The organism is Lactobacillus sp. ESL0259 (assembly GCF_003693045.1).
GTDB classification, from domain to species: domain Bacteria; phylum Bacillota; class Bacilli; order Lactobacillales; family Lactobacillaceae; genus Lactobacillus; species Lactobacillus melliventris.
Genome location: NZ_REHP01000011.1, coordinates 117,227 through 138,093, shown reverse-complemented (window position 1 = coordinate 138,093; position 20,867 = coordinate 117,227). Strand labels below are relative to the sequence as shown.

Genomic DNA, 20,867 nt, shown 5'->3' with positions numbered 1-20,867 from the left:
CTGGTACAAATCATGATTGAAAATGTAATTAAAAGAATTGATGAAGTTGCCCAAAAAGAACCTGAGCGCATTGCCTATGACTATTTAGGTCAAACTAATACCTACGGTGATCTCAAAAAACGCTCAGATGAATGGGCTCATAAAATTGCTGGTTTAGGACTTTCACCGCAAAGTCCCGTTATGATCTGGGGCGGTCAGGACTTTGAAATGGTTGCCAGCTTCTTGGGCTGTGTCAAGTCAGGTCATGCCTATATTCCTATTGCCAGTTACTCTAATGCAGAACGAATAGTCATGATTCAAGAAGTTTCTCAGTCTGAAGCAATTTTAGCAATTGATGATCTGCCTGAAATTGACTTACCACCTATTAAGGTTGTACATCCTCAAGATGTAGAAAAGGGCAATTATGAACCCGATCCTGCCAACTTTGTCCAAGGTGATGCTAACTTTTACATTATTTTTACTTCAGGCACCAGTGGGAAACCTAAAGGCGTGCAGATTAGTCATAATAACCTGCTTAGCTTTATCAATTGGGAAATGACGGACTTTGATCTGCCCGAGCATCCCGCATTTTTGTCGCAAGCACCGTATTCATTTGATCTTTCAGTGATGAGTCTTTATCCAGCTTTAGTTGGAGCAGGAAAGTTAGTGGCTTTGCCGCATGAAGTAACACAAAATTTTGCTCAATTATTTCAGACTCTGCCTCAATTACAATTTAACGTTTGGGTTTCAACTCCGTCATTTGCGCAAATGTGTTTTTTGGATAAAACTTTTACTGCTGATCATCACCCAAGCTTGTCGCACTTTTTGTTCTGTGGTGAAGAATTGCCCCACAATGAAGTAGTAATGCTAAAAAAGAAATTTCCTCAGGCACGCATTTTTAACACCTATGGACCTACCGAAACAACAGTTGCAGTCACTCAAGTAGAAATTACAGATGCAGTTTTACAGAAATATGACCGCTTGCCAATTGGCAAGGTTAAAGCGGACACCAAAATAACTATTGACAAAACTAAGGGTGATCAGCCTGATGAAGGTGAAATTATTATTACTGGCCCAAGTACATCTAAAGGCTATATGAATAATCCGGAGAAGACTGCTAAGGCTTTCTTTAAAAAACCGGGTGACCAATATCTGAGTCACCGTTCAGGCGACGAGGGCTTCTTTGACCAGGATATGCTCTTTTATCGCGGGCGGATTGACTTCCAGATCAAATTTAACGGCTACCGTATTGAACTGGAAGAAATCAACCATTATATCGGTATGAATAAACTGGTTGATCACGGCGTAGCCGCACCTAAATACAATCAGGATCATACGGTTAAGCAAATTGTTGCCGAAATTAAGCTGAAAGATGGCGTTAAAGAACAATATTCCGAAGCAGAAATTACCAAGATGATTCGGGATGATTTAGCTAAAGATCTGATGCCATACATGATTCCGCAACGTTATGTTTACCGTGAAACATTACCAGTCTCCCAAAATGGCAAAGTTGATATTAAGGCCGTCATTAAGGAGGTCAACGAGTAGTGAACTTTAACTTCATTAACTTACAGCCATACTCTAATCCGCATTACTTTGTGTATTTGATGATTGGTTTAATTCCCATTATTATCGGGCTGTATTGGGGTCACCGCTTCAAAATCTATGAAGTTGTGTTCTCGTTAGTTTTTTTATTTCTCATTTTTGATGGTGAAAAATGGCAACAGGGCGTTAGCCTGATCATCTATATTCTGTTTCAGCTCCTGGTTTCCTATGGCTATCTCTATTATCGCAGGCGTAAAAATAGTCAGAATAAAACCTGGGTCTTTTACCTAGCGGTGATTTTAGCAATTGTGCCCCTGATTTTAGTGAAAGTGCAGACTGCTTTCCCGCAAGCTAAAATTCCGGGGGTCTTGGCCTTTCTGGGTATTTCCTATCTTACGTTCAAGACCGTGCAGGTTGTGATGGAAGTGCGCGATGGCGCTATTAAAGAACTTAATCTGGGAACGTATTTGCGCTTTCTCTTGTTCTTTCCCACCATTTCTTCCGGACCAATTGATCGCTACCGCAGATTTGCCAAAGAATGTGACATGGTGCCAAAGCGTGAGCAATATTTAAACGATTTAGAGCTGGCAACCCGCTATTTATTTCAAGGATTCTTATATAAATTTGTTCTGGGCTGGTTCTTTGGTACCTACTGGCTGCCTCGAATTACCCGAGCAGCAATGATAACAGGTACGGCTAATGGCGGTTTAAAACTTTCCTGGTGGTTAGTGGCTTATATGTACTGCTACAGCATGTATTTGTTCTTTGACTTTGCCGGCTATTCTTTATTTGCCGTGTCAATTTCCTACTTTATGGGTATTCACACCCCAATGAACTTTAATAAGCCGTTTATTTCCCAAAATATTAAAGAATTCTGGAACCGCTGGCACATGACTTTGTCCTTTTGGTTTCGCGACTACATCTATATGCGGTTTACCTTCTTTGCCATGAAGAAAAAGCTGTTCAAGAATCCGGTCAGACTATCTCAAGCAGCGTATCTGTTATTATTCTTAGTGATGGGCTTCTGGCATGGACTAACCTGGTATTATATTGTTTATGGGTTGTTTCATGCTGTGGCCATCATCATCAATGATTGCTGGCTGCGGTTTAAGAAGAAGCACAAAGACAAATTGCCATCTAATAAATACACAAAATGGCTGGCAATTTTTGTAACTTTTAATGTAGTGTGTTTTAGTTTCCTGATATTCTCAGGTTTTCTCAGTCAATTATGGTTTGGCTGGAAGTAAGCAAGAATTTTATCTAAGGAGTTTTTTACAATGGATACCAAAGAAGAAGTTTTAGCAATTTTACAAGATTTAACTGGTGAAGATTTAGCAGACAGAATGGATGAAAATATTTTTGCCAACGGTTTAATGGATTCAATGGCTAGTGTCCAAATGTTGTTAAATTTACAGGAAAAATTCCAAATTGATGTACCAGTTTCTGAATTTGATAGAAACGAATGGGATACGCCTAATAAAATTGTGGCAAAGGTGGAAAATTTAGAAAATGAGTAACAAACGCCGGCTGTGGCAGATATTTGGCCCAGTGCTCTGCGCCGCCATCTTGTTACTGGTCATCTTTTTACTGCCGTGGGAACGGACTTTTTCGCAAGGTGCTATTTATCAAGCTGCTAATTCCCAGACTACGACCATTTTTAAAGGCTCTTTAATGAAACAGGATGCCTTTAAAGATGACTATGTGCCTTTTTATGGCTCGAGTGAACTGTCACGGCTTGACCCGCTGCACCCGAGTGTAATTGCGCAAAAATATCACCGCAATTACCGGCCGTTTTTATTAGGTGGGCCAGGTAGCCAATCTTTGGCACACTTCTTAGAGATGCAGGGCACATCAAAACAGCTTAAGGGCAAAAAAGCCGTGGTGATTGTTTCTCCGCAGTGGTTTACCAAGAAAGGGCAAAATCCTGATGCCTTCGCCCTGTATTATTCACCGCTGCAAGCCTGCAATTTTCTGTTAGGGATTAAAAAAGATACACCGACTAACCGCTATGCGGCTAAACGCTTCTTGCAGATGCCTGAAGTAAAAGGCGTTATCAAACTGGGTATGAGAAGAGTCGCTCGCGAAGAGCAGTTGACCGGCTTTCAGCGTTTCTACTTGGAGAACCAGCGGCGCATACTTAACAATGAAGATAAGTTTTTTAGTACCTTTCAATTACGAGACCGTATCAAAAAGATCAATAAGCAGGCCAAACTTTTACCGGCTACTTATTCAGTCAAGGCCTTAGACCAAGTGGCAAGTGAGCAGGCTAAACTTAACACTAATTCGAATAGCTTTGGTATTAATAATCGCTTTTTTAAGCGGCGCTTGAATAAACGTTTATTGGTTAAATTGAAGGGCAGTCAACGACAATTTAACTACACTAAATCAGTAGAATACAGTGATTTTGAACTGATGTTGCACCAGTTTGCCAAGCAACATACCAATGTGCTATTCATTATCCCGCCGATCAATGAAAAGTGGTCTAATTATACGGGCTTGTCACAAACGATGTACCAAAAGGCCGTTTCCAAGATTAAGTACCAGCTGGCCAGCCAGGGCTTTGATAACGTTACCGATTTGTCTAAGCGCGGCGGCGAACAGTACTTCATGGAAGATACGATTCACTTAGGTTGGCGCGGCTGGGTAGCAGTCGACCGGGCAGTAAAGCCGTTTATGGCGCAAGCTAATGTGCCGCATAACTATAATATTCATAACTATTTTTATAGTAAAAAGTGGCAAAAAAAGCCGTACCAGATTAGTTTAACAGATGAAAATCCGGTAAATGGCACTGCAAAAGAATCTTTAAAAGGAAAATAGTGCGCCAGCAAATTGATGCTCTCAAAATAAAGGGCTCAATTCTAGTCATTAAAAATGACAAAGTAATGCTTAACTATGCTTTAGGCAATAACACTGACACTAGTTATCTAATTAATTCAGTACAAAAATCCATGACTGCCGCAATTATCATGCACCTAGTGCAGGAGGGCAAGTTAAGTCTGCAGGATAAATTAAGTAAATTTTATCCGCAAATTGCTGGGGCAAAGAAGGTTAGGCTGAAGAACCTGCTGGCAATGACCGCCGGTCTTGATCTTAAACCAGGGGCAAGACTGGGACAAAAGCATTTTGTTTCGGATCAAGATAATATCCAACATGATGCTGCTAACACTGTTTTTGAGCCCGCCTTGTTAAATAAGTGGCACTATAGCTCGCTAAATTATGTTTACTTGTGCGGTATTATGAGTAAAATAACGGGCCAAAGCTATGAGCAGTTATTCCGCGACACCTATGTCAGACCGTTAAAGTTGAGACAAACAGAATTTTTATGGTCAAAGCCGGGCAGAATTATTGCCAGTCATTTGGTACCGGGTATGATTTATCGCAAAGGCCGCTATGATGTAGTTAAGCATCAAGCAGCTCTCAGGGATGCTCATAGTGAGTTAGGCGCAGGGTCAGTAGTAATGTCGAATCATGATTTAGCTAAAGTAATACGGTATCTGCTGACTGGTAGTTTACTAACCCGCAGGAGCCGCAAATTGCTTTACCAAGCGGCCCCGCCAGCCTATTATAATGGTGGCTTTTATAACAATATTAAGCTGAAAACCAAAACGGCTAATGGAGCCGGACAGGGTTATTATACTTTCATGCGTAGCACCAATAATGCCAAAACTATTCTGATTATTCAATCTAATAAAACGCGTGAAGGTCGATTTGGCCAACTAAAAGGGCAAATAAATCAAATTATGTTGGAACTGCTTGGCCGTAGGGCTTACAGTGCAAATATAATTGGCTAAAACTTGTTTTTTGGTTAATTGCATGCTAAAATTCTGTTGTGTCGCCATAGGGAAGTAATCATTTTCTCCGGTAGCGAAAATGTAAATTTCTATATGTGGTCAGTAGTGGTGACACAAACACTGTGTGAGCTTAGTTCCGATGTTGGTGGAACTAGGCTTTTTTGTGTTTTCTTTGCGATGTACCATTATACGAGAGTAAAATGTAATTAGTATATACTAGATAAGGAGATAAGTTATGAACAGGGTAGAACTGAAACTAGAAGCTAGAAATCGGCTTCGTCATAACTGGGGCTGGGCAGTTAGTATTGGTATTGTAATGACACTATTTGTCGGCTTCTTTTTTGCTAGACCAGCAGTAAGTGGTTCACTTAAGACTGCGAATAATGTAAATGATGTTATGGGAACCGGCTCAATTGATTCACTGTTTAAGCCAGCGTTTTGGGCAGGACAAATAGGACCTGATACAGGTTTAACTTTTATTGGCAGCTTTTTCATGTTGAGCATGGTGATAACATTTTTACATTTTGCTCGCGGAGAAAGGTTAAGCTTTTTTAAGGGAATTTTTTCTGTTTTTACTGATGGTCGCTTTATTCCGGAATTTTTGAACTTTCTTTTTAGCTATATTTTTCAATTTTTATGGACTTTATTATTATTCATTCCCGGGATAATCAAATCCTATTCTTATGCTATGACACCATATATTGTTAATGATTTAGTGGAAAGTGGACAAGAGGTGCATGCCACAACAGCAATTACTGCAAGTCGCCAGTTAATGGCTGGTCATAAGTGGGAATTGTTCGTGCTTGATTTAAGCTTTATTGGCTGGTACCTATTGTGTATTATTACTTTAGGTATTGGGTTTATTTGGCTGATTCCTTATGAACGCACAACTAAAGCTAATTTTTATCGGCAATTGGCCGGAGAGCGGTATTTAAAAAAGTAAATTGGTAACAAACTAAAAGAGCAAGGCAACAGCTGTCTTGCTCTTTTTGTTTTAAGAAAGTTTAGTATTTATTTAAATCCTCAATACTTTCCTGAAACCATTTTCCCGCATATTCAGAAGTAAAATCATCTGTTTTTTTAAGCGCATCTTTGATTTGGCTGGAACTTAAATGATCTAATAGGTACAGTTTTAATGCCTTATTAATTAGGGTATTAAAATCTGTATCATTGGTTTCTAAGTATTTATCAGTCAGTTTTGCCACTTTGTCAGTTAATTCGATTTTCTTTCTGCTCATGTTCTCGCCTCTTAAAATACAATTTCATTATACCATTTTATTCACAACTAATAATAAAAAAGATAATGGGTAACAAAAATGGCTTGCATTAAAAAAATAGAGTATTATTTTCTTTTAAATATAATAATTAAAAATCAGGTTTGAAATAATGACAGAATGTACAATCAATTTTATAGCTCGCCTGCAGGAATTTTCTTTTTTCCGAGCCACAAGACGGACTATGGCGATGCTAATGCCAATTGCTGTAGTTGGCTCCTATTTTAAACTTTTAGGTGATTTGATCTTTACACCTAACGGGTTAATCTATAATATTTTCAATTTGGATAAAGTTTTATCAGATCACATTTGGTATGGCGGTTCTTTTGTCTGCCGGGGAATGGTAGAAATTACTTTTGGGGTTTTCGGCGTTTATGCCAGTTATTTTATGGCTCGTTACACCGCACGCCTTTACCATAAAGATTCAACTATGGCAGGTCTAACAGCAGTTTTGATAATGCTTTTCTGCTCATATGCTTCTAGTAGTGGCCGCAATGCTCGTATGCCTTTTACCGCCAGTTTATTACAAATTAATGCTGTTTTTATTGCCTTAATTGTAGGATACTGTGTGGGCCAAATATTTCATTTATTAGGAAAGGACTTTTCTTACGTTGAATATGAGGGCACAAAAGTAATTCAAAAAAGAGCAGGGGATGCCGTTTTACCAAGCGCTGTTTCATTATTATTGGGTGTTTTTTTAGGTATTTTAATTTATGAACTACAGCTTAAATTACTTAATTCCGCCAGTTTTACTGAAATTGTCAGCAGGGTTCAGACTACTAATAATTTTGGCGAAGTGCTGTTATTGACAGCCGTAATTACTTTTTTTGATTGGCTTGGAATTGGTTATCCGTTGCGCTCCTTAGCGGGAATAGTAAATAACGCCTTTACTGCAGAGAATTTAACATATACATTAAAACACGGTAATTCTTGGAATGTGCCATATAAATATCTGGGCAGCTCACTTATTAACAGTTACGGCATAATGGGCGGTGCCAGTGTTGTTTTGGCTGTTATTGTGTTACTGCTTAGCAGAAGAGATAACAGGGAAAACGAAATAAATGCTAAAATTAACTTGTTGCCTGCTGCTTTTGGTTCAAGACTAGGATTTACAGTTGGCTTACCTTTAATGTTAAATCCTGTTTTTATCTTACCGAGCATTTTAATTCCTCTGATTAATATGACAATAGCCGTGGCAGCTATTAGTTTACACATTATCCCAGTTTGCGTTTACCAGAATTTAAAAGGGACTCCGGGACTATTGGTTTCCTTTTTTGGCACTAACGGCAATTGGGCAACACTAATTTTTACATTATTGTTGTTTTTATTAGATATCTTTTTATTGCTACCTGTAATTAAGATAAATGAAAAAGTTGAATTAAGAATTAAAAAGCAGGAGATGAAATAGCAGATGCAAAAAAATCCTAACTATAAATGGTTGCTCCTGATTATTATTATTTTAATTATGCTTGCTGTTCCCAGCTTCTTTTGGATGAAAAAAGATAATAAATCACGAGCAGAACTCAGTAAATCGCTTCTCTCGCCTGTAATTATGGTCCCGGGTTCAAGTGCTACCACCGAGCGCTTTAACCAGTTAATTGATGAACTTAATAAAACAACACTTAATAGGCATAGCGTAATAAAAATTAGAGTTTCACGTGAAGCAAAATTGACTTACACTGGCTCTATAGGAAAAAATGACTTGGAGCCCTTTATTATTATTGGTTTTGATAACAATAAAGACGGCTATTCCAATATTAAAAAACAAGCTAAGTGGCTAAATGTTGCATTTGAGTCGTTAATCCAAAATTATAAGTTCAATAATTTTAAGGCATTTGGTCATTCTAACGGTGGTTTAATTTGGACTTACTGGCTGGAGCACTATTATTCTGAGTATTCAAATGATATCAAAATTAAGAAATTAATGACTTTAGGTACGCCATATAATTTTACTGAAAATAACATTAATAATAGAACACAAATGCTGGCTGATTTTATTAAAAAGCGTTCAGCACTACCAACCAATCTAAAAGTTTATTCTCTTTCTGGCGGTAAAAATTACGAATCTGATGGCATCGTACCTGAATCAAGTGTAGCTGCAGGTAAATTTATTTTTCAAAATCAAGTAAAAAACTATACTGCAATAACAGTCACGGGTGAAAAGGCAGATCACTCTGATTTGCCGCAAAACAAACAAGTAATTCAGGCCATAAGACAGTACTTATTAAAGAAGCCAGAAAAGCCATTAAAACCGGCTAAAAGAAAGGGCAATCATTAATGAAATATCAAAAACAGCCGACCAAAATTGAAGTAATTGGTGGTAAAGTTAATAACTTAAAAAACATCAACGTTGATATTCCCCTGCATAAATTTGTGGCGATATCGGGGTTAAGTGGATCTGGCAAATCAAGTTTAGCGATGGGAATCTTGTACTCAGAGGGTGCAAGACGCTATCTTGATTCCTTGGCAGCTTATACCAGAAGACGTATTAGTCAAGTTGGTCGTGCAGAGGTTGACGAAGTAAAACATATTCCTTCAGCTTTAGCTCTAAGACAAAGGCCAGCTGTGCCCGGAGTTCGTTCCACGGTAGGTACAATTACAGAAGTTTTTAACATTTTACGGTTGATTTTTTCCCGTTTAGGTTCACCTGTATGCCCCAACGGTCACCGAGTACCAGCAACGATTAAAATAGCTGAAGCAATGGATCTAACGGGGGCAGCTATGGGACGATTAACTTGTCCTACATGTGGGAGACAATTTTATGCTTTTAGTGCAGAAGATTTTGCGTTTAATTCTGATGGTGCGTGTCAAAAATGCCAAGGACTGGGAACTGTTGAAGAAATTGATGATAGCAAAATCATTGCAGATGAGAATTTATCTCTTGAAAATGGAGCAGTGGCAACTTGGCAAATTCCCGGACGAAATTGGATGTGGCGTATTGCCCGGGAACTAGGGGTACGGACCGATATTCCATATAAAGAGCTGAATGCTAAAGAAAAAGAAATTGTACTTCATGGAAAAGAGCGGAAAGTCCCGATTGATTTGCCAACTTCAACTGGTCGCGTATATCATCTAGATGCGCTATATGAGAATGCTTATAATGCGGTAGCTAATTCACGCAAAACTACTAAGTCTGAACGCGGACTGCAAAGAATTAACTCCTTTTATAAATTCAGTACCTGTCCCCGCTGCCAAGGCTATCGCATTGATCCAAGTCGCTGGCAGCAGTTAGTTGCTGGAAAAAGTATTGTAGCAGCTGAACAATTAACTTTGGGTGAACTGAGCCACTATATGAGTGAGATTTTAGCTTCCCTGCCGCAAGATATGCAGGAATTGGCGGAAAATTTAACTGGTGAATTGATGCATCAAGTCAAGCCCCTGCTAAAATTAGGCTTAGACTATCTGAGCTTAGATAGACAGGCTGCCAGTCTGTCTACGGGGGAACTGCAACGAATTCAGCTTGGTAGAACTTTGCGTACGGAAACCACTGGGGTGCTTTACGTTTTAGATGAACCATCTGTTGGTTTGCACCCTGATAATGTGGCTGGACTGATTGATATATTTCATGAACTGGTTAATCAAGGAAACTCTTTAGTTGTAGTTGATCATGAAACTGCAATCATTAAGGCAGCCGATTGGGTAATTGAAATTGGTCCTGGTTCAGGCAGCCGGGGTGGTGAGATTATTTCCCAGGGAATACCTAGTGAGATCGAGCAAAGTGAACAGTCTCTAATTGGTCCTTACTTAACTGGTAAGGCACCACTCCTAGTTCGTCACAGGGCAAAAGCTGACCAAATTTTTAAACACGGTAAGGTTGAATTTGATGTTACTGAACGTTTTAATTTAAAGAATATTCACGCGCAAATTCCACTCAATCGCTTAACTTCCGTTACCGGCTTTTCTGGCGCTGGTAAGACTACCCTAATTCTCGATTCCCTCATTCCTGCACTTAAAGCACAAAAAAATCTTAAAAATGGTCCTGATTGGGTAAAAAATTTAAAAAATGATGCTATTAAAAATGTAATTAGTGTTGACTCTACACCTGTTGGTAAAAATCAACGTTCGACTGTTGCAACTTATACTGATATTATGGATAATTTGCGTAAACTCTTTGCTAAACAGCCATTAGCAAAAAAATTAAAATATCGTGAGTCTCATTTTTCTTACAATAACAAAGAGGGTGCCTGTCCGGCATGTAACGGAACCGGTGTAATTTCACTTGACATCCAATATCTACCAGACATGGTTGAAACGTGCTCTGTATGTGGTGGTCACCGTTTTAATCAAGCTGTTTTACAGGTAAAATGGCATAACTTAAGTATTGCGGAAGTCTTAGATTATTCCGTTGATGATGCGCTGGACAAAGAACTTTTTAAAAATGAACCAAAAATCAATAAAACAATTACAACTTTGCATGACATGGGTCTAGGATATTTACATTTGGGAGAATCTACTCCAGCTTTATCAGGAGGAGAAGCGCAGCGCTTGAAACTAACCAGTCATATCCACCAAAGACAAAAAGGAACATTATTTGTTTTTGATGAACCGACCGTTGGTTTACATCCACAAGATGTCAGAACTCTTTTGCATGTTTTTCAAAGATTACTTGACCAAAAAGGAACTATTATTACAATCACACACGATTTAGATATTATGGCTAACAGTGATTATATGATTGATATGGGTCTAAAAGGTGGGCTGCAAGGCGGAAAAATTATTGCAAGTGGCACACCTGTGGATATCTCGCAAAAGTCTAATAGTTTAACAGGTAAATATTTGCGAAAACAATTTAAATTGTATCAAAAATAGCAGTGAAAAGTCTTTAAAAAAAGCATTAGTACTTTTATAGCAAGGCTTTTTTCTTTTGTGGAAAAAACGGAAAATCTGTGGAAAAAATAGTCATTGTTATTGCTTTCTGTGGATAACCTGCTATAATATTATATGTAAGTAATTAGCAGTCGGACTCATCGAGTGCTAATTACAAATTTATAACCTATCAAAGGGGTGTTTGCATATGGCATATTTTGATAACGATTTTGACGATTTATTTAACGAATTAAACAATTCATTCTTTAACAATACTAACGACAATGGTGGTGCTATTCCTATTCATTACTCCAGTAGTATGAATATTTCTCCGCAAGATTTGAATCAAGGTGGACAAATGGGACAAAAACAAGGTCAAAAACCAATCGGTATTGATCTGGTTGAACAAGCTAAGAAGAATAAGTACGATCCTGTAATTGGGCGTGATGAACAAATTCAGGAAGTAATTGAAATTTTAAGTCGGCGCAAGAAGAATAATCCAGTATTAATTGGACCTGCCGGGGTTGGTAAAACAGCCATTGTAGAGGGCTTGGCACAAAAGATTGCTGCAGGCGATGTTCCTGATAAAATGAAGGACAAGCATATTATTGCAATTAATATTAATGATATGGTTGCCGGATCAAGCTTGCGTGGCAGTTTTGAAGAGCGCCTTAAGAAAGTGATTGACGAAGCAAAAAAGAATCCGAATATTATCTTGTTCATTGATGAATTGCATAATATAGTTGGTGCGGGTTCTACTGATTCTGAAAATAATAACGGTGATGCCGCTAATATTTTAAAACCGGCTTTAGCTAGTGGCGATTTAAACTTAATTGGTGCAACGACTACAAGTGAGTACCGTAGAATTGAAAATGATGCGGCACTAGCACGTAGATTCCAACCGGTACAGGTTCCTGAACCATCAGCTGAAGTTACCGTTAAAATCCTGGAAGGATTAAAAGATAAATATGAGTCTTTCCATCACGTAAAATATAATGACAGTGCTTTGAAACTCGCAGTTGAATTGTCGCAACGTTATATTCAGGGACGTTATTTACCTGACAAGGCCATTGACTTAATGGATGAGGCAGGTGCTAAAAAGGGCCTTGATACAATTCCCAGCGATGAAGCAACTTTAAAGAAACGGATTAACAAGCTAGAAAGTGAAAAAGAAGCAGCTGTCAAAAAAGAAGATTATAGTAGAGCAAACGAGTTGAAAAAACAAGTCGAAGACTTGCGTGATAAGGCTAATCACGTGGATGACGCTGCCACTCCACATGTTACTGATGAAGATATCTACGCTTTAATCGAAGCTAAGACTAAGATTCCAATGAGTGAGTTGCATGCAAGTGCAGGACAAAAGAATCTTGATCTGGCAGAGAAATTAAAGAAAGTAGTTATTGATCAGGATAATGCTGTTGACGTTATTACAGATGCGATTGCCCGTAAACAAGTTTTCAAAGACAATGATCGTCCTACTGGTACGTTCTTGCTAACTGGTCCTACTGGCGTAGGTAAGACGGAATTAGCTAAACAATTAGCCATTCAACTATTTGGTGGTGAAAATCATCTTATCAGACTGGATATGTCTGAATATCAAGATCAGATGGCGGTTAATAAATTGATTGGTTCGGCACCTGGTTATGTTGGTTATGGTGAAGGTGGCCAATTAACTGAAAAAGTTCGTCATCAACCATACAGTTTGATTTTGTTTGATGAAATTGAAAAAGCTAACCCACAAGTATTTAATGCCTTGCTTCAGATCATGGACGATGGGCGCTTAACTGATGCTCAGGGCAGAACAGTTTCCTTTAAGGACACAATTTTAATCATGACTTCTAATGCAGGCTACTCTGACCAATTATTAAAAGACGGCAAAGTTGATCATGATAAATTGATTAAAGCTCTTGAGACCTACTTCAGACCAGAATTTTTGAATAGACTTGATGCTATTGTTCCGTTTAATTCATTGACCAAAGATGATATGAATAAGATCATTGATATCTATTTGAATAAAATGGCACATGTTTTGGCTAAAAAAGGTGTTAAGGTTGAAGTCTCTGATGAAGCTAAAGCCTACTTAGCAGCCAAGGGCTATGATAAGAAATTTGGTGCAAGACCTCTACGTAGAGTCGTTGAACAAGATTTAGAAACGCCAATTGCCAAATTATTAATGAAGGAGCCTGACACAAAGACAGTTAAGTTTACAGCAGATGATAAACATGTTTACCTAAATGATGCCGCAATTTTGGACATTTCGGCAAAAACTGATACTGAAACTAAAGATAGTGCAAAGCAAGACTAATTTTAAAAATGAGAGTCATCCTATGAAAGTGATGTAAGCCCTGAAATTAAGATAAATTGGGGAGTCATATTGCAATGAAGGGATGGCTCTTTTTTTAAATATATTCGTTTCACGTGAAACTACATGCACATACAAAAGTATGCTTTTGTTTTATTACTAGAAATTAAAATTATTTTATTGGGGAATAGAGCAGTTTAACTATTGACAATAAAAAGAAATTAGTTTAAATTAGTTAACAATTAAATTAATATTAAAAGCTAAAGAGAAATTTTTAGCTTATGTAGTTTTTTATAGGGGACAGTTCAAATGAAACAACGAGTAGAAGACCTAGATTGGAAAAATCTGGGATTTAAGTATCGAGATCTGCCTTATCGCTATGAGGCAAAATATAAAGATGGTGAATGGCAGGAAGGAAAACTGACTGAAGATTCAACCATGACATTTTCTGAAGGTGCAGAAGTCCTGCACTATGGTCAGGAGATTTTTGAGGGCTTAAAGGCCTATCGTAGAAAAGACGGTAAAATCAACCTGTTTAGACCTGATCAAAATGCACACCGCTTTACCCTTTCAGCAAAGCGGTTAGCCATGCCGCCTTTCCCTGAAGATAGGTTTGTTGCTGCAGTAAAGCAAGTTGTTAAGGCTAACGAAGAGTTTGTACCACCATATGACAGTGGTGCGACCCTGTATTTACGGCCACTTATGGTGGGAACATCAAAAGTTTTAGGTGTTGAAGCAGCCAGCGAATATACTTTCCGCATTTTTGCGGTTCCAGTTGGTGCATATATTAAAGGATTGAACCCTGCAGATTACATTGTTAGTGAATACGACCGTGCCGCATATGCCGGTACTGGTCAAGCAAAGACATCAGGTAACTATGCCAGCAGCTTGCTTCCGTCCGTTGAAGCACACAAGAACGGCTTTGCCGATTGTCTTTACTTGGATCCACGTGAACATAAATATATTGATGAATTTGGTGGTGCTAACTTCTACGGCATTACCCAAGAAGGTCAATTTGTCACACCAAAATCACAATCGATTTTGGTTTCTATTACTAAGCGCTCACTTTTGGAAGTCGCTAAGTGGCAAGGCCTAAACCCGGTTGAACGTCAAATCACTTTGGAAGAAGCGTTCAACATGAAAGAAGCTGGTGCTATGGGTACAGCTGCTGTAATTTCCCCCGTAGGTTCAATTACCTATAAGGGTGAGAAGCACGTTATCTACAGTGAAACAGAAACTGGACCGGTAACGACTAAGCTTTATAATGAATTAGTTGATATTCAGTATGGTAATAAAAAAGGCCCAGAGGGTTGGGTCCAAACAGTAGAATAAGTTTAAATATCGGGAACATAAGAGTCTGGGAAAAAATTATCTCTTCCCAAACCAACAAAAAAGCATTGAGTTTTGATATGACTCCTAAATTTGGGGGTCATATCATTTTACGACTCAGTGCTTTTTTCATATACATTCTGCTCGGTATTGATATTATTTATTTACCAAACTCAAATAGGTCAGAGACCAATCGTCATGTATCAAAATTATACCACAGGTCAGACTGCTTTAGTATCCAATTTAGACTTTGTTATTCACCAGAATCTTTTAATCTGTCGAAATAATTTTTAGATTCTTAAAGAAGCCTTCAGTACCAATATCAACAAAAAGGCCGACACTACCTTGGGCTTTTGAACCATGTTTAAGGCTCGAGACCTTTAAAATAGGGTTGCTGTTGTTATTTAAGTAAAACTTTCCAGTTTCATCTTTTATTTCTGCTTTGATGGTGATCCATTGATTGAGCCCGATATCTGCTGAATTTTCATATTTAGTAATCTTATTATCGCGAAAGTATTTAAAAGTATAATGTGGATACGAAAAGTATTGAACAGCATGGCGCTTTCTTATTGGATCTTTTGTATGACCATTTGTGGGTCTGATATAGAAAGATTCAAAAGCCGAATTATCTTTATTAATTCGAAAAGCAATTCCAATAAAGCCACGTGCATAGTCTGGAGCATCCGGCAATAGTCGACTTAAAACTTGCACCTCTATGATACCATTATGAAAATTACAATTAGCTAATTTAGTAAATGTATTTTCATCAGGCTTTGCGAGTTTTTTAGCTTTTATCACACGAAGAATGGGCTCTTCCTTTAGGTCAACAGTATTAGCTTGTGTATTAACATTGATAAACTCGCTATGATTAAAATTCAATTTTCCCTCCCAGTATTAAAAACTATTATTGAACAAATATCTAAAATAAAGTTAACATATATAATTTAATTTGCAATAACGCAAAGACTTTGCTCCAGCAATTTGCGAAAACTTTTATCGGCTGGTAACGATTTATCCGCAAACCAACCTGTTCCAACGTTGACAATATCTCCTATTGCTAAATCTCTAATGCACCTGCTTGCCAGTAATTGCTTTTTAGGATCAGTAAACTCAGTTGCTATCATTTGATTAAAGATAGATTTAAGTTCATTAAAAGCTGCAGTAGTTTCAGGAAACATATTGGTACGCGGCATTTTCAAAACAAATTGTGTTAAATGAAAATGATTAAGAGCTATTTGGCGAAACTCCATTGCAAAATCAATAATTGCTGTCATGCCGGCTTTACCAAATAAGTTTCGTCGCAGCTGATCAGTCATTAAACTAATTATCCGTGCAACTATAGCATAATTTAGCGCTAACTGATTAGGAAAGTAGTTATATAAAGCCTGTGATTGAGTACCAAGTTCTCTGGCAATGGTCGCAAAATTATTTTCTTTTTTGTTTTCAATTAATTTAATACTGGTTTTTATAATTAATTCTTTAGATAAAATTTGACGTGGCATACTAATCTTCCTGTTTGCTTGACTTTTACATCTTGTAAATTATAATTACATATTGTAACTATAACACAAGATATGGCAAAAATTAAGAGGTCAAGCATTATGAAAATTTTTTTATTAGGATTAATAGGGTTAGTAATAGGAATCTTTGTTATTCTTTTTGGTGGTGGCGGCGCAGCCATCTACCTGGCAATTTTGACCGGTTTGTTTGGCTTAAATGCGGCAACAGCTTCTTCAAGTTCACTAGTGACTGCTTTACCTTCATTAATAATCGGGGCAATTAGTTATTACCACCAAAGACAAATTAATACTAAAGTGGGTAATCAAATGTTACTCACGGCAATTCCAGCTGTAATAATCGGAGCACTGGTCTCAAAATATATTCCCGCTAAAATTTATAAGTGGCTAATAGGAATTGTCTTAGTAGTGCTTGGCATTAATATGTTATTTAAGAAAAAAGCACAAACCGCAGAAACAGTTAAGAAAACGCAGTTTGCCAGAATGGAAGCTGGAATTTATGGTATCTTGGGCGGCTTAATGGTTGGCGTAGCCGGCATGAGCGGTGGTGCTGTTATTATCGGTGGTTTATTTTTGCTGGGGTTACAAGATTTTCAAGCTACTGCAACTTCAACTTACGTTTTAGTTTTTATGACCATTACGGGCGCAATCTTTCATATTGCTGACGGCCGGGTAGACTGGACTGCTGGCTTGCCCTTGATGATTGGCGCTATATTAGGTGCAATAATTGCACCAAGACTAGCCCAGATTTTAGCTAAAACTAAAATTACTCGTTACATGAAACCTACAATCGGTATTTTGCTTATATTATTAGGGGCTAAGTCATTGTTTTGAATAAAATTTTTTAGCAAGCGCTTTCCAAGATCATAAAAGTATGTTAATATAATTTTGAAAATTAGTTAGGATCGTGACAGCTTAGAAACTGGCGAAACCGAAGAAGTATATGTAAGTATGCTTTTTCGGTTTTTTTATGCAAAAAGGAGAGCAATCATGGAGGAAAGGCAATATTCACAGTCTTTAATAACTGAATTACAGACGAAGACTTTTGAAAAAAATATTAATGGCGTTAAAGAAACTGTTAAACCTGTACCTGGTCAAACAGGAGAAACAAAGCTAAATATAGTAGATCCATATGTTAAAAAAGTTATTCAGAAAAAGATGGATGAGGGTATAGGATCTAAACCATTTTCACTAAATTTTGACCGCAATCGTCCAGAAAATATTACCTATGATTTAACAACTAGTAAGGTAATTGAAGAAGAACAATTAGTTGAAATTGATAATGACCATTACATTGATACCTTTATTTTTAAAGCTGAAAATGCAAACCATGACAATCCCATTTTAGTTTATTTTCATGGTGGAGCCTATATGACCGGTAAAATAGAAGAATTTGGTAAACAAATGAAATATATTGCTGAACAGGCACAAACGACAGTCATCTTTCCCCATTATCGACTGGCTCCAGAAAACCCTTATCCAGCAGCAATTAATGACGCATTAGGTATCATTAGTTGGGCAACAAGTAACCACGAAAAGCTTGGATCACATAGTGAAAAGTTGGTCTTGGCAGGTGACAGTGCAGGCAGTGGGTTGATAAATTCTTGTATTGTTTTAATGAAGGACACTTCAATTATTTCCCGGGTCATAGAACTATACCCGGCTTTAGATAATAATGTGGAACCATATTATGATTGGCATAAATTTGATGTTTGTCCAGAAGATGAGCAATATGCTAAAAACAGAGTTTGCAGGATGTTAAACTCTTTAGCTGGCTTTGAAAGTAACTATTTGCATTACAAAATAGATCCCAGAGATGAAGTCGTAGACCTTTTTAATATTAGAAACTGGAGTAAAATTCCACCGCTTACTTTTATTCTAAATCAATATGATTTAATTACTTTAGTAGCTGAAGAGTTTATCAAAAAAGCTTTACAGCATAATGTAAAATTGAATGTTATCAAATATCTGGGATGTGACCATGGTAGTTTGAACTTTTTTGGCACGGAACCACAAGCCGAGGACATGTGTCTGGAAATAGCTAAAGTAATTAAAAAAGCACTTTCATAAGTAAAAATAAACTGATAGTATAATAATTAAAAAGTAAATAAAGGATCGTAACAGTTTAGAAACTGGCGAAACCAAAATATTGATGATGATGTGCTTTTACAGTACGTCACGAATCTTTATTTTGGTTTTTGTTTTTCGGAGGAAAATTATGGCAATTATAGGAGCAAGAATTGATAATAGATTACTTCATGGCATTGTGGCAACCAGTTGGGCGCCTGATTCTGGCGCAACAAGAGTGATGGTAATAGATGATGACGTGGCTAACGATCCGCAAAAAAAACAGGCGATGAAACTAGGAAGGCCGTCGGGCATGGCAGTGTCAATTATTACTAAAGAAACGGCATTAACAAACTTTAGTAATCATAAATATGATCGTCAAAAGGTTTTCATAATTTCACAAACGCCCGATGTTTTTCTTAACTTGCTAGAACAAGGAGAAAAAATTGACAAACTAGTTTTAGGTGGCACATTAACTTTTGATAATGCAATTAAAGTGACCAAGAGAGCATACATCAAACCCGAACAAGTTGATATTTATCGGGCAATTCTTGGCAGGGGCTGCAAGATTGTCTCTCAATATGTTCCCCAAGACGATAGTGTTGATGTAGCAAAAATTTTAAATAGTAAGAAAGCAGGGGCATAATTATGGGATTTACTGTTTGGCAGATAATTTTAATTACTGTAATAGCTTATGTTCAAAGATTAGATGTTATGACTACTCAAATTATTTCAGCAAACAATATGTTTTGGTCTTGCATGGTTGGCGCAATACTAGGAGATTTTCAAATGGGACTAGTTGTTGGTGCAACAATTCAGTTGATGTCGTTAGGTGTAGCAGCTTTGGGAGGTAGTTCTACACCTGACTATGCAGTGGCTGCAATAATCTCAACAGCAGTTGCGATAGGTACGGGAAAAGGTATGGCTGCTGGGCTAGCATTGGGAGTTCCGGTAGGGATGATTTGTATCCAATTGGATGTTCTACTTAAGATTTTGAATTCGTTTATTACCAATAAAGCACATGAGTTGGCCGATAAAAGACAGTACCGTAAAATGCGCCTGCTTATTCCTGTAATGACTGCATTAATGCCTTTGGAATCAGCTGTCCCCGTATTTATAGCAATTCTGTTTGGTAAAACTGTAGTTACCAGTATTTTAAACTTCATGCCAGCTTGGTTTACGATTGGACTGAATGTTGCTGGAGGAATGCTACCTGCAGTTGGTATGGCTATGCTTTTAACTTTTATGCCACTTAAAAAATACGGTTACTGGTTATTAGTTGGTTTTGCGCTAACCGCATACTTGAAGATGCCAATTTTGGGGGTGGCATTAATTGGTATAGCCGGAGCAATTCCAACTTTTATGAATTATGCAAAAACTAGTAGCACTAGTGTAGGTACTGACGCAAATGGGTTAACACAGGAGGATATGGAAGATGAGTAAAGAAGTTGAAGTGAAAAATGATGGCCGGGTTTTAACTAAAAAAGATATTTGGCGTGCCATGAGACGGCACTACATGGGTATTAGTACTTATAACTATGACAGTGGCCTTGCGGCTACCTTGGTATGGGAACTATTTCCCGCACTTAGTAAAATCTATCACGATGATCCGGACGGGCTGCAGGCTTCTATTGATAATCAATTCAAATTTTATAATTGCAATCCCTGGATGTCACCAATTATTACCGGAGCTACTTTGGCAATTGAAGAGAAAGGCAAAACCGAATCTCTCCAAGCAGTACAAGATTTAAAGACTGCTTTAATGGGGCCATTTTCAGGAATTGGAGACACATTAATTTGGATATTATTCCCAACTGTACTAGGTGCTATTGCTGCTTCAATGGGTAAAAATGGCAATAGTATTGGCATGTGGATCTATTTAGCGGTGTATGTCTTGTTATTTTTCTTACGGTCATTTCTATATAATGTAGGCTACGATTCTGGAACTGCATTAATGACTAATATGAGTGACAAACTTTCTGCCTTAACAGATGCTGTGTCAGTGCTGGGAATTGCAGTAATCGGAGCAATCGTGCCATCGACAATCAATTTTCAGCTGGCTTTAAAATTTAGCCAAGCGGGAGTAACACTCACCGGTCAACAAATTTTAGATCAATTAATGCCCGGACTTTTACCTGTATTATTGACGGCTTTACTTTATTGGATGTTAAAGAAAGGGCGTAAAATGACTACCTTGATTTTGATGGTAATTGTTATCGCCATGGTTGGTGCAGCGTTAGGTATTTTAAAGGCTTAA

19 protein-coding genes are annotated in these 20,867 nt (G+C 37.7%); 16 read left to right on the top strand and 3 right to left on the bottom strand.

The window, feature by feature from the left end; genetic code table 11:
- The first annotated feature begins 12 nt into the window (after window positions 1-12).
- From dltA to F5ESL0259_RS08575, 6 genes are all read left to right on the top strand, one after another.
- Window positions 13-1,527 (top strand): D-alanine--poly(phosphoribitol) ligase subunit DltA, encoded by a 1,515-nt coding sequence (gene dltA, locus F5ESL0259_RS08600; protein ID WP_122038199.1) that lies wholly within the window; start codon window positions 13-15, stop codon window positions 1,525-1,527.
- A complete protein-coding gene (dltB, locus tag F5ESL0259_RS08595) occupies window positions 1,527-2,771 on the top strand; it encodes a D-alanyl-lipoteichoic acid biosynthesis protein DltB (protein ID WP_122038198.1) in 1,245 nt (414 codons plus the stop codon). The genes dltA and dltB overlap by 1 nt, the downstream gene beginning before the upstream one ends.
- A 30-nt stretch (window positions 2,772-2,801) precedes the next feature.
- The gene (dltC, locus tag F5ESL0259_RS08590; RefSeq protein WP_122038197.1) at window positions 2,802-3,041 is read left to right on the top strand and encodes a D-alanine--poly(phosphoribitol) ligase subunit DltC; all 240 of its coding nucleotides are present in this window, start codon (window positions 2,802-2,804) and stop codon (window positions 3,039-3,041) included.
- Window positions 3,034-4,341, top strand: coding sequence for a D-alanyl-lipoteichoic acid biosynthesis protein DltD (dltD, locus tag F5ESL0259_RS08585; protein ID WP_122038196.1), 1,308 nt, complete (start codon window positions 3,034-3,036; stop codon window positions 4,339-4,341). Before dltC ends, dltD begins: the two co-directional genes overlap by 8 nt.
- Window positions 4,341-5,315, top strand: a complete 975-nt coding sequence (locus F5ESL0259_RS08580; protein WP_122038195.1) for a serine hydrolase — start codon at window positions 4,341-4,343, stop codon at window positions 5,313-5,315. Before dltD ends, F5ESL0259_RS08580 begins: the two co-directional genes overlap by 1 nt.
- 235 nt (window positions 5,316-5,550) lie before the next feature.
- Window positions 5,551-6,258: a DUF975 family protein gene (locus F5ESL0259_RS08575; protein WP_122038194.1), complete on the top strand. Its 708-nt coding sequence runs from the start codon at window positions 5,551-5,553 to the stop codon at window positions 6,256-6,258.
- Window positions 6,259-6,319: 61 nt separating this feature from the next.
- On the opposite strand, the gene F5ESL0259_RS08570 is transcribed toward F5ESL0259_RS08575, so the two are convergent.
- On the bottom strand, window positions 6,320-6,553 hold the full coding sequence (locus tag F5ESL0259_RS08570) for a hypothetical protein (protein WP_122038193.1): 234 nt from the start codon (window positions 6,551-6,553) through the stop codon (window positions 6,320-6,322).
- A 148-nt stretch (window positions 6,554-6,701) separates the two neighbouring features.
- Here F5ESL0259_RS08570 and F5ESL0259_RS08565 point away from each other — a divergent pair, with 148 nt between their 5' ends.
- The 5 genes from F5ESL0259_RS08565 to F5ESL0259_RS08545 all read left to right on the top strand — a co-directional run bounded on the left by F5ESL0259_RS08565 (window position 6,702) and on the right by F5ESL0259_RS08545 (window position 15,029).
- Entirely contained in the window at window positions 6,702-7,997 is a 1,296-nt protein-coding gene (locus F5ESL0259_RS08565; protein ID WP_122026723.1) for a PTS sugar transporter subunit IIC, read from the top strand.
- A 3-nt stretch (window positions 7,998-8,000) separates the two neighbouring features.
- The gene (locus F5ESL0259_RS08560) at window positions 8,001-8,867 is read left to right on the top strand and encodes an alpha/beta hydrolase (RefSeq protein ID WP_122038192.1); all 867 of its coding nucleotides are present in this window, start codon (window positions 8,001-8,003) and stop codon (window positions 8,865-8,867) included.
- Complete coding sequence (locus F5ESL0259_RS08555; RefSeq protein WP_122038191.1) at window positions 8,867-11,398, top strand: ATP-binding cassette domain-containing protein; 2,532 nt, start codon at window positions 8,867-8,869, stop codon at window positions 11,396-11,398. The genes F5ESL0259_RS08560 and F5ESL0259_RS08555 overlap by 1 nt, the downstream gene beginning before the upstream one ends.
- Before the next feature lie 205 nt (window positions 11,399-11,603).
- On the top strand, window positions 11,604-13,700 hold the full coding sequence (locus F5ESL0259_RS08550) for an ATP-dependent Clp protease ATP-binding subunit (protein WP_122038190.1): 2,097 nt from the start codon (window positions 11,604-11,606) through the stop codon (window positions 13,698-13,700).
- 306 nt (window positions 13,701-14,006) lie between these two features.
- A complete protein-coding gene (locus tag F5ESL0259_RS08545; protein WP_046325710.1) occupies window positions 14,007-15,029 on the top strand; it encodes a branched-chain amino acid aminotransferase in 1,023 nt (340 codons plus the stop codon).
- 267 nt (window positions 15,030-15,296) lie between these two features.
- Here the strand turns inward: F5ESL0259_RS08545 and F5ESL0259_RS08540 are convergent, their stop codons facing one another.
- Together F5ESL0259_RS08540 and F5ESL0259_RS08535 are read right to left on the bottom strand one after the other, a co-directional pair.
- On the bottom strand, window positions 15,297-15,905 hold the full coding sequence (locus F5ESL0259_RS08540) for a hypothetical protein (RefSeq protein WP_046325709.1): 609 nt from the start codon (window positions 15,903-15,905) through the stop codon (window positions 15,297-15,299).
- A gap of 65 nt (window positions 15,906-15,970) precedes the next feature.
- The gene (locus F5ESL0259_RS08535) at window positions 15,971-16,528 is read right to left on the bottom strand and encodes a TetR/AcrR family transcriptional regulator (protein ID WP_122038189.1); all 558 of its coding nucleotides are present in this window, start codon (window positions 16,526-16,528) and stop codon (window positions 15,971-15,973) included.
- A gap of 99 nt (window positions 16,529-16,627) precedes the next feature.
- Here F5ESL0259_RS08535 and F5ESL0259_RS08530 point away from each other — a divergent pair, with 99 nt between their 5' ends.
- The 5 genes from F5ESL0259_RS08530 (at window position 16,628) to F5ESL0259_RS08510 (ending at window position 20,867) form a co-directional block, all read left to right on the top strand.
- Window positions 16,628-17,377, top strand: coding sequence for a sulfite exporter TauE/SafE family protein (locus tag F5ESL0259_RS08530; protein WP_122038188.1), 750 nt, complete (start codon window positions 16,628-16,630; stop codon window positions 17,375-17,377).
- 156 nt (window positions 17,378-17,533) lie between these two features.
- The gene (locus F5ESL0259_RS08525) at window positions 17,534-18,613 is read left to right on the top strand and encodes an alpha/beta hydrolase (protein ID WP_158596032.1); all 1,080 of its coding nucleotides are present in this window, start codon (window positions 17,534-17,536) and stop codon (window positions 18,611-18,613) included.
- A 148-nt stretch (window positions 18,614-18,761) separates the two neighbouring features.
- On the top strand, window positions 18,762-19,256 hold the full coding sequence (locus tag F5ESL0259_RS08520) for a PTS sugar transporter subunit IIB (protein ID WP_122038186.1): 495 nt from the start codon (window positions 18,762-18,764) through the stop codon (window positions 19,254-19,256).
- A gap of 2 nt (window positions 19,257-19,258) precedes the next feature.
- The gene (locus F5ESL0259_RS08515) at window positions 19,259-20,053 is read left to right on the top strand and encodes a PTS sugar transporter subunit IIC (RefSeq protein ID WP_122038185.1); all 795 of its coding nucleotides are present in this window, start codon (window positions 19,259-19,261) and stop codon (window positions 20,051-20,053) included.
- Window positions 20,046-20,867, top strand: a complete 822-nt coding sequence (locus F5ESL0259_RS08510) for a PTS system mannose/fructose/sorbose family transporter subunit IID (protein ID WP_122038184.1) — start codon at window positions 20,046-20,048, stop codon at window positions 20,865-20,867. Before F5ESL0259_RS08515 ends, F5ESL0259_RS08510 begins: the two co-directional genes overlap by 8 nt.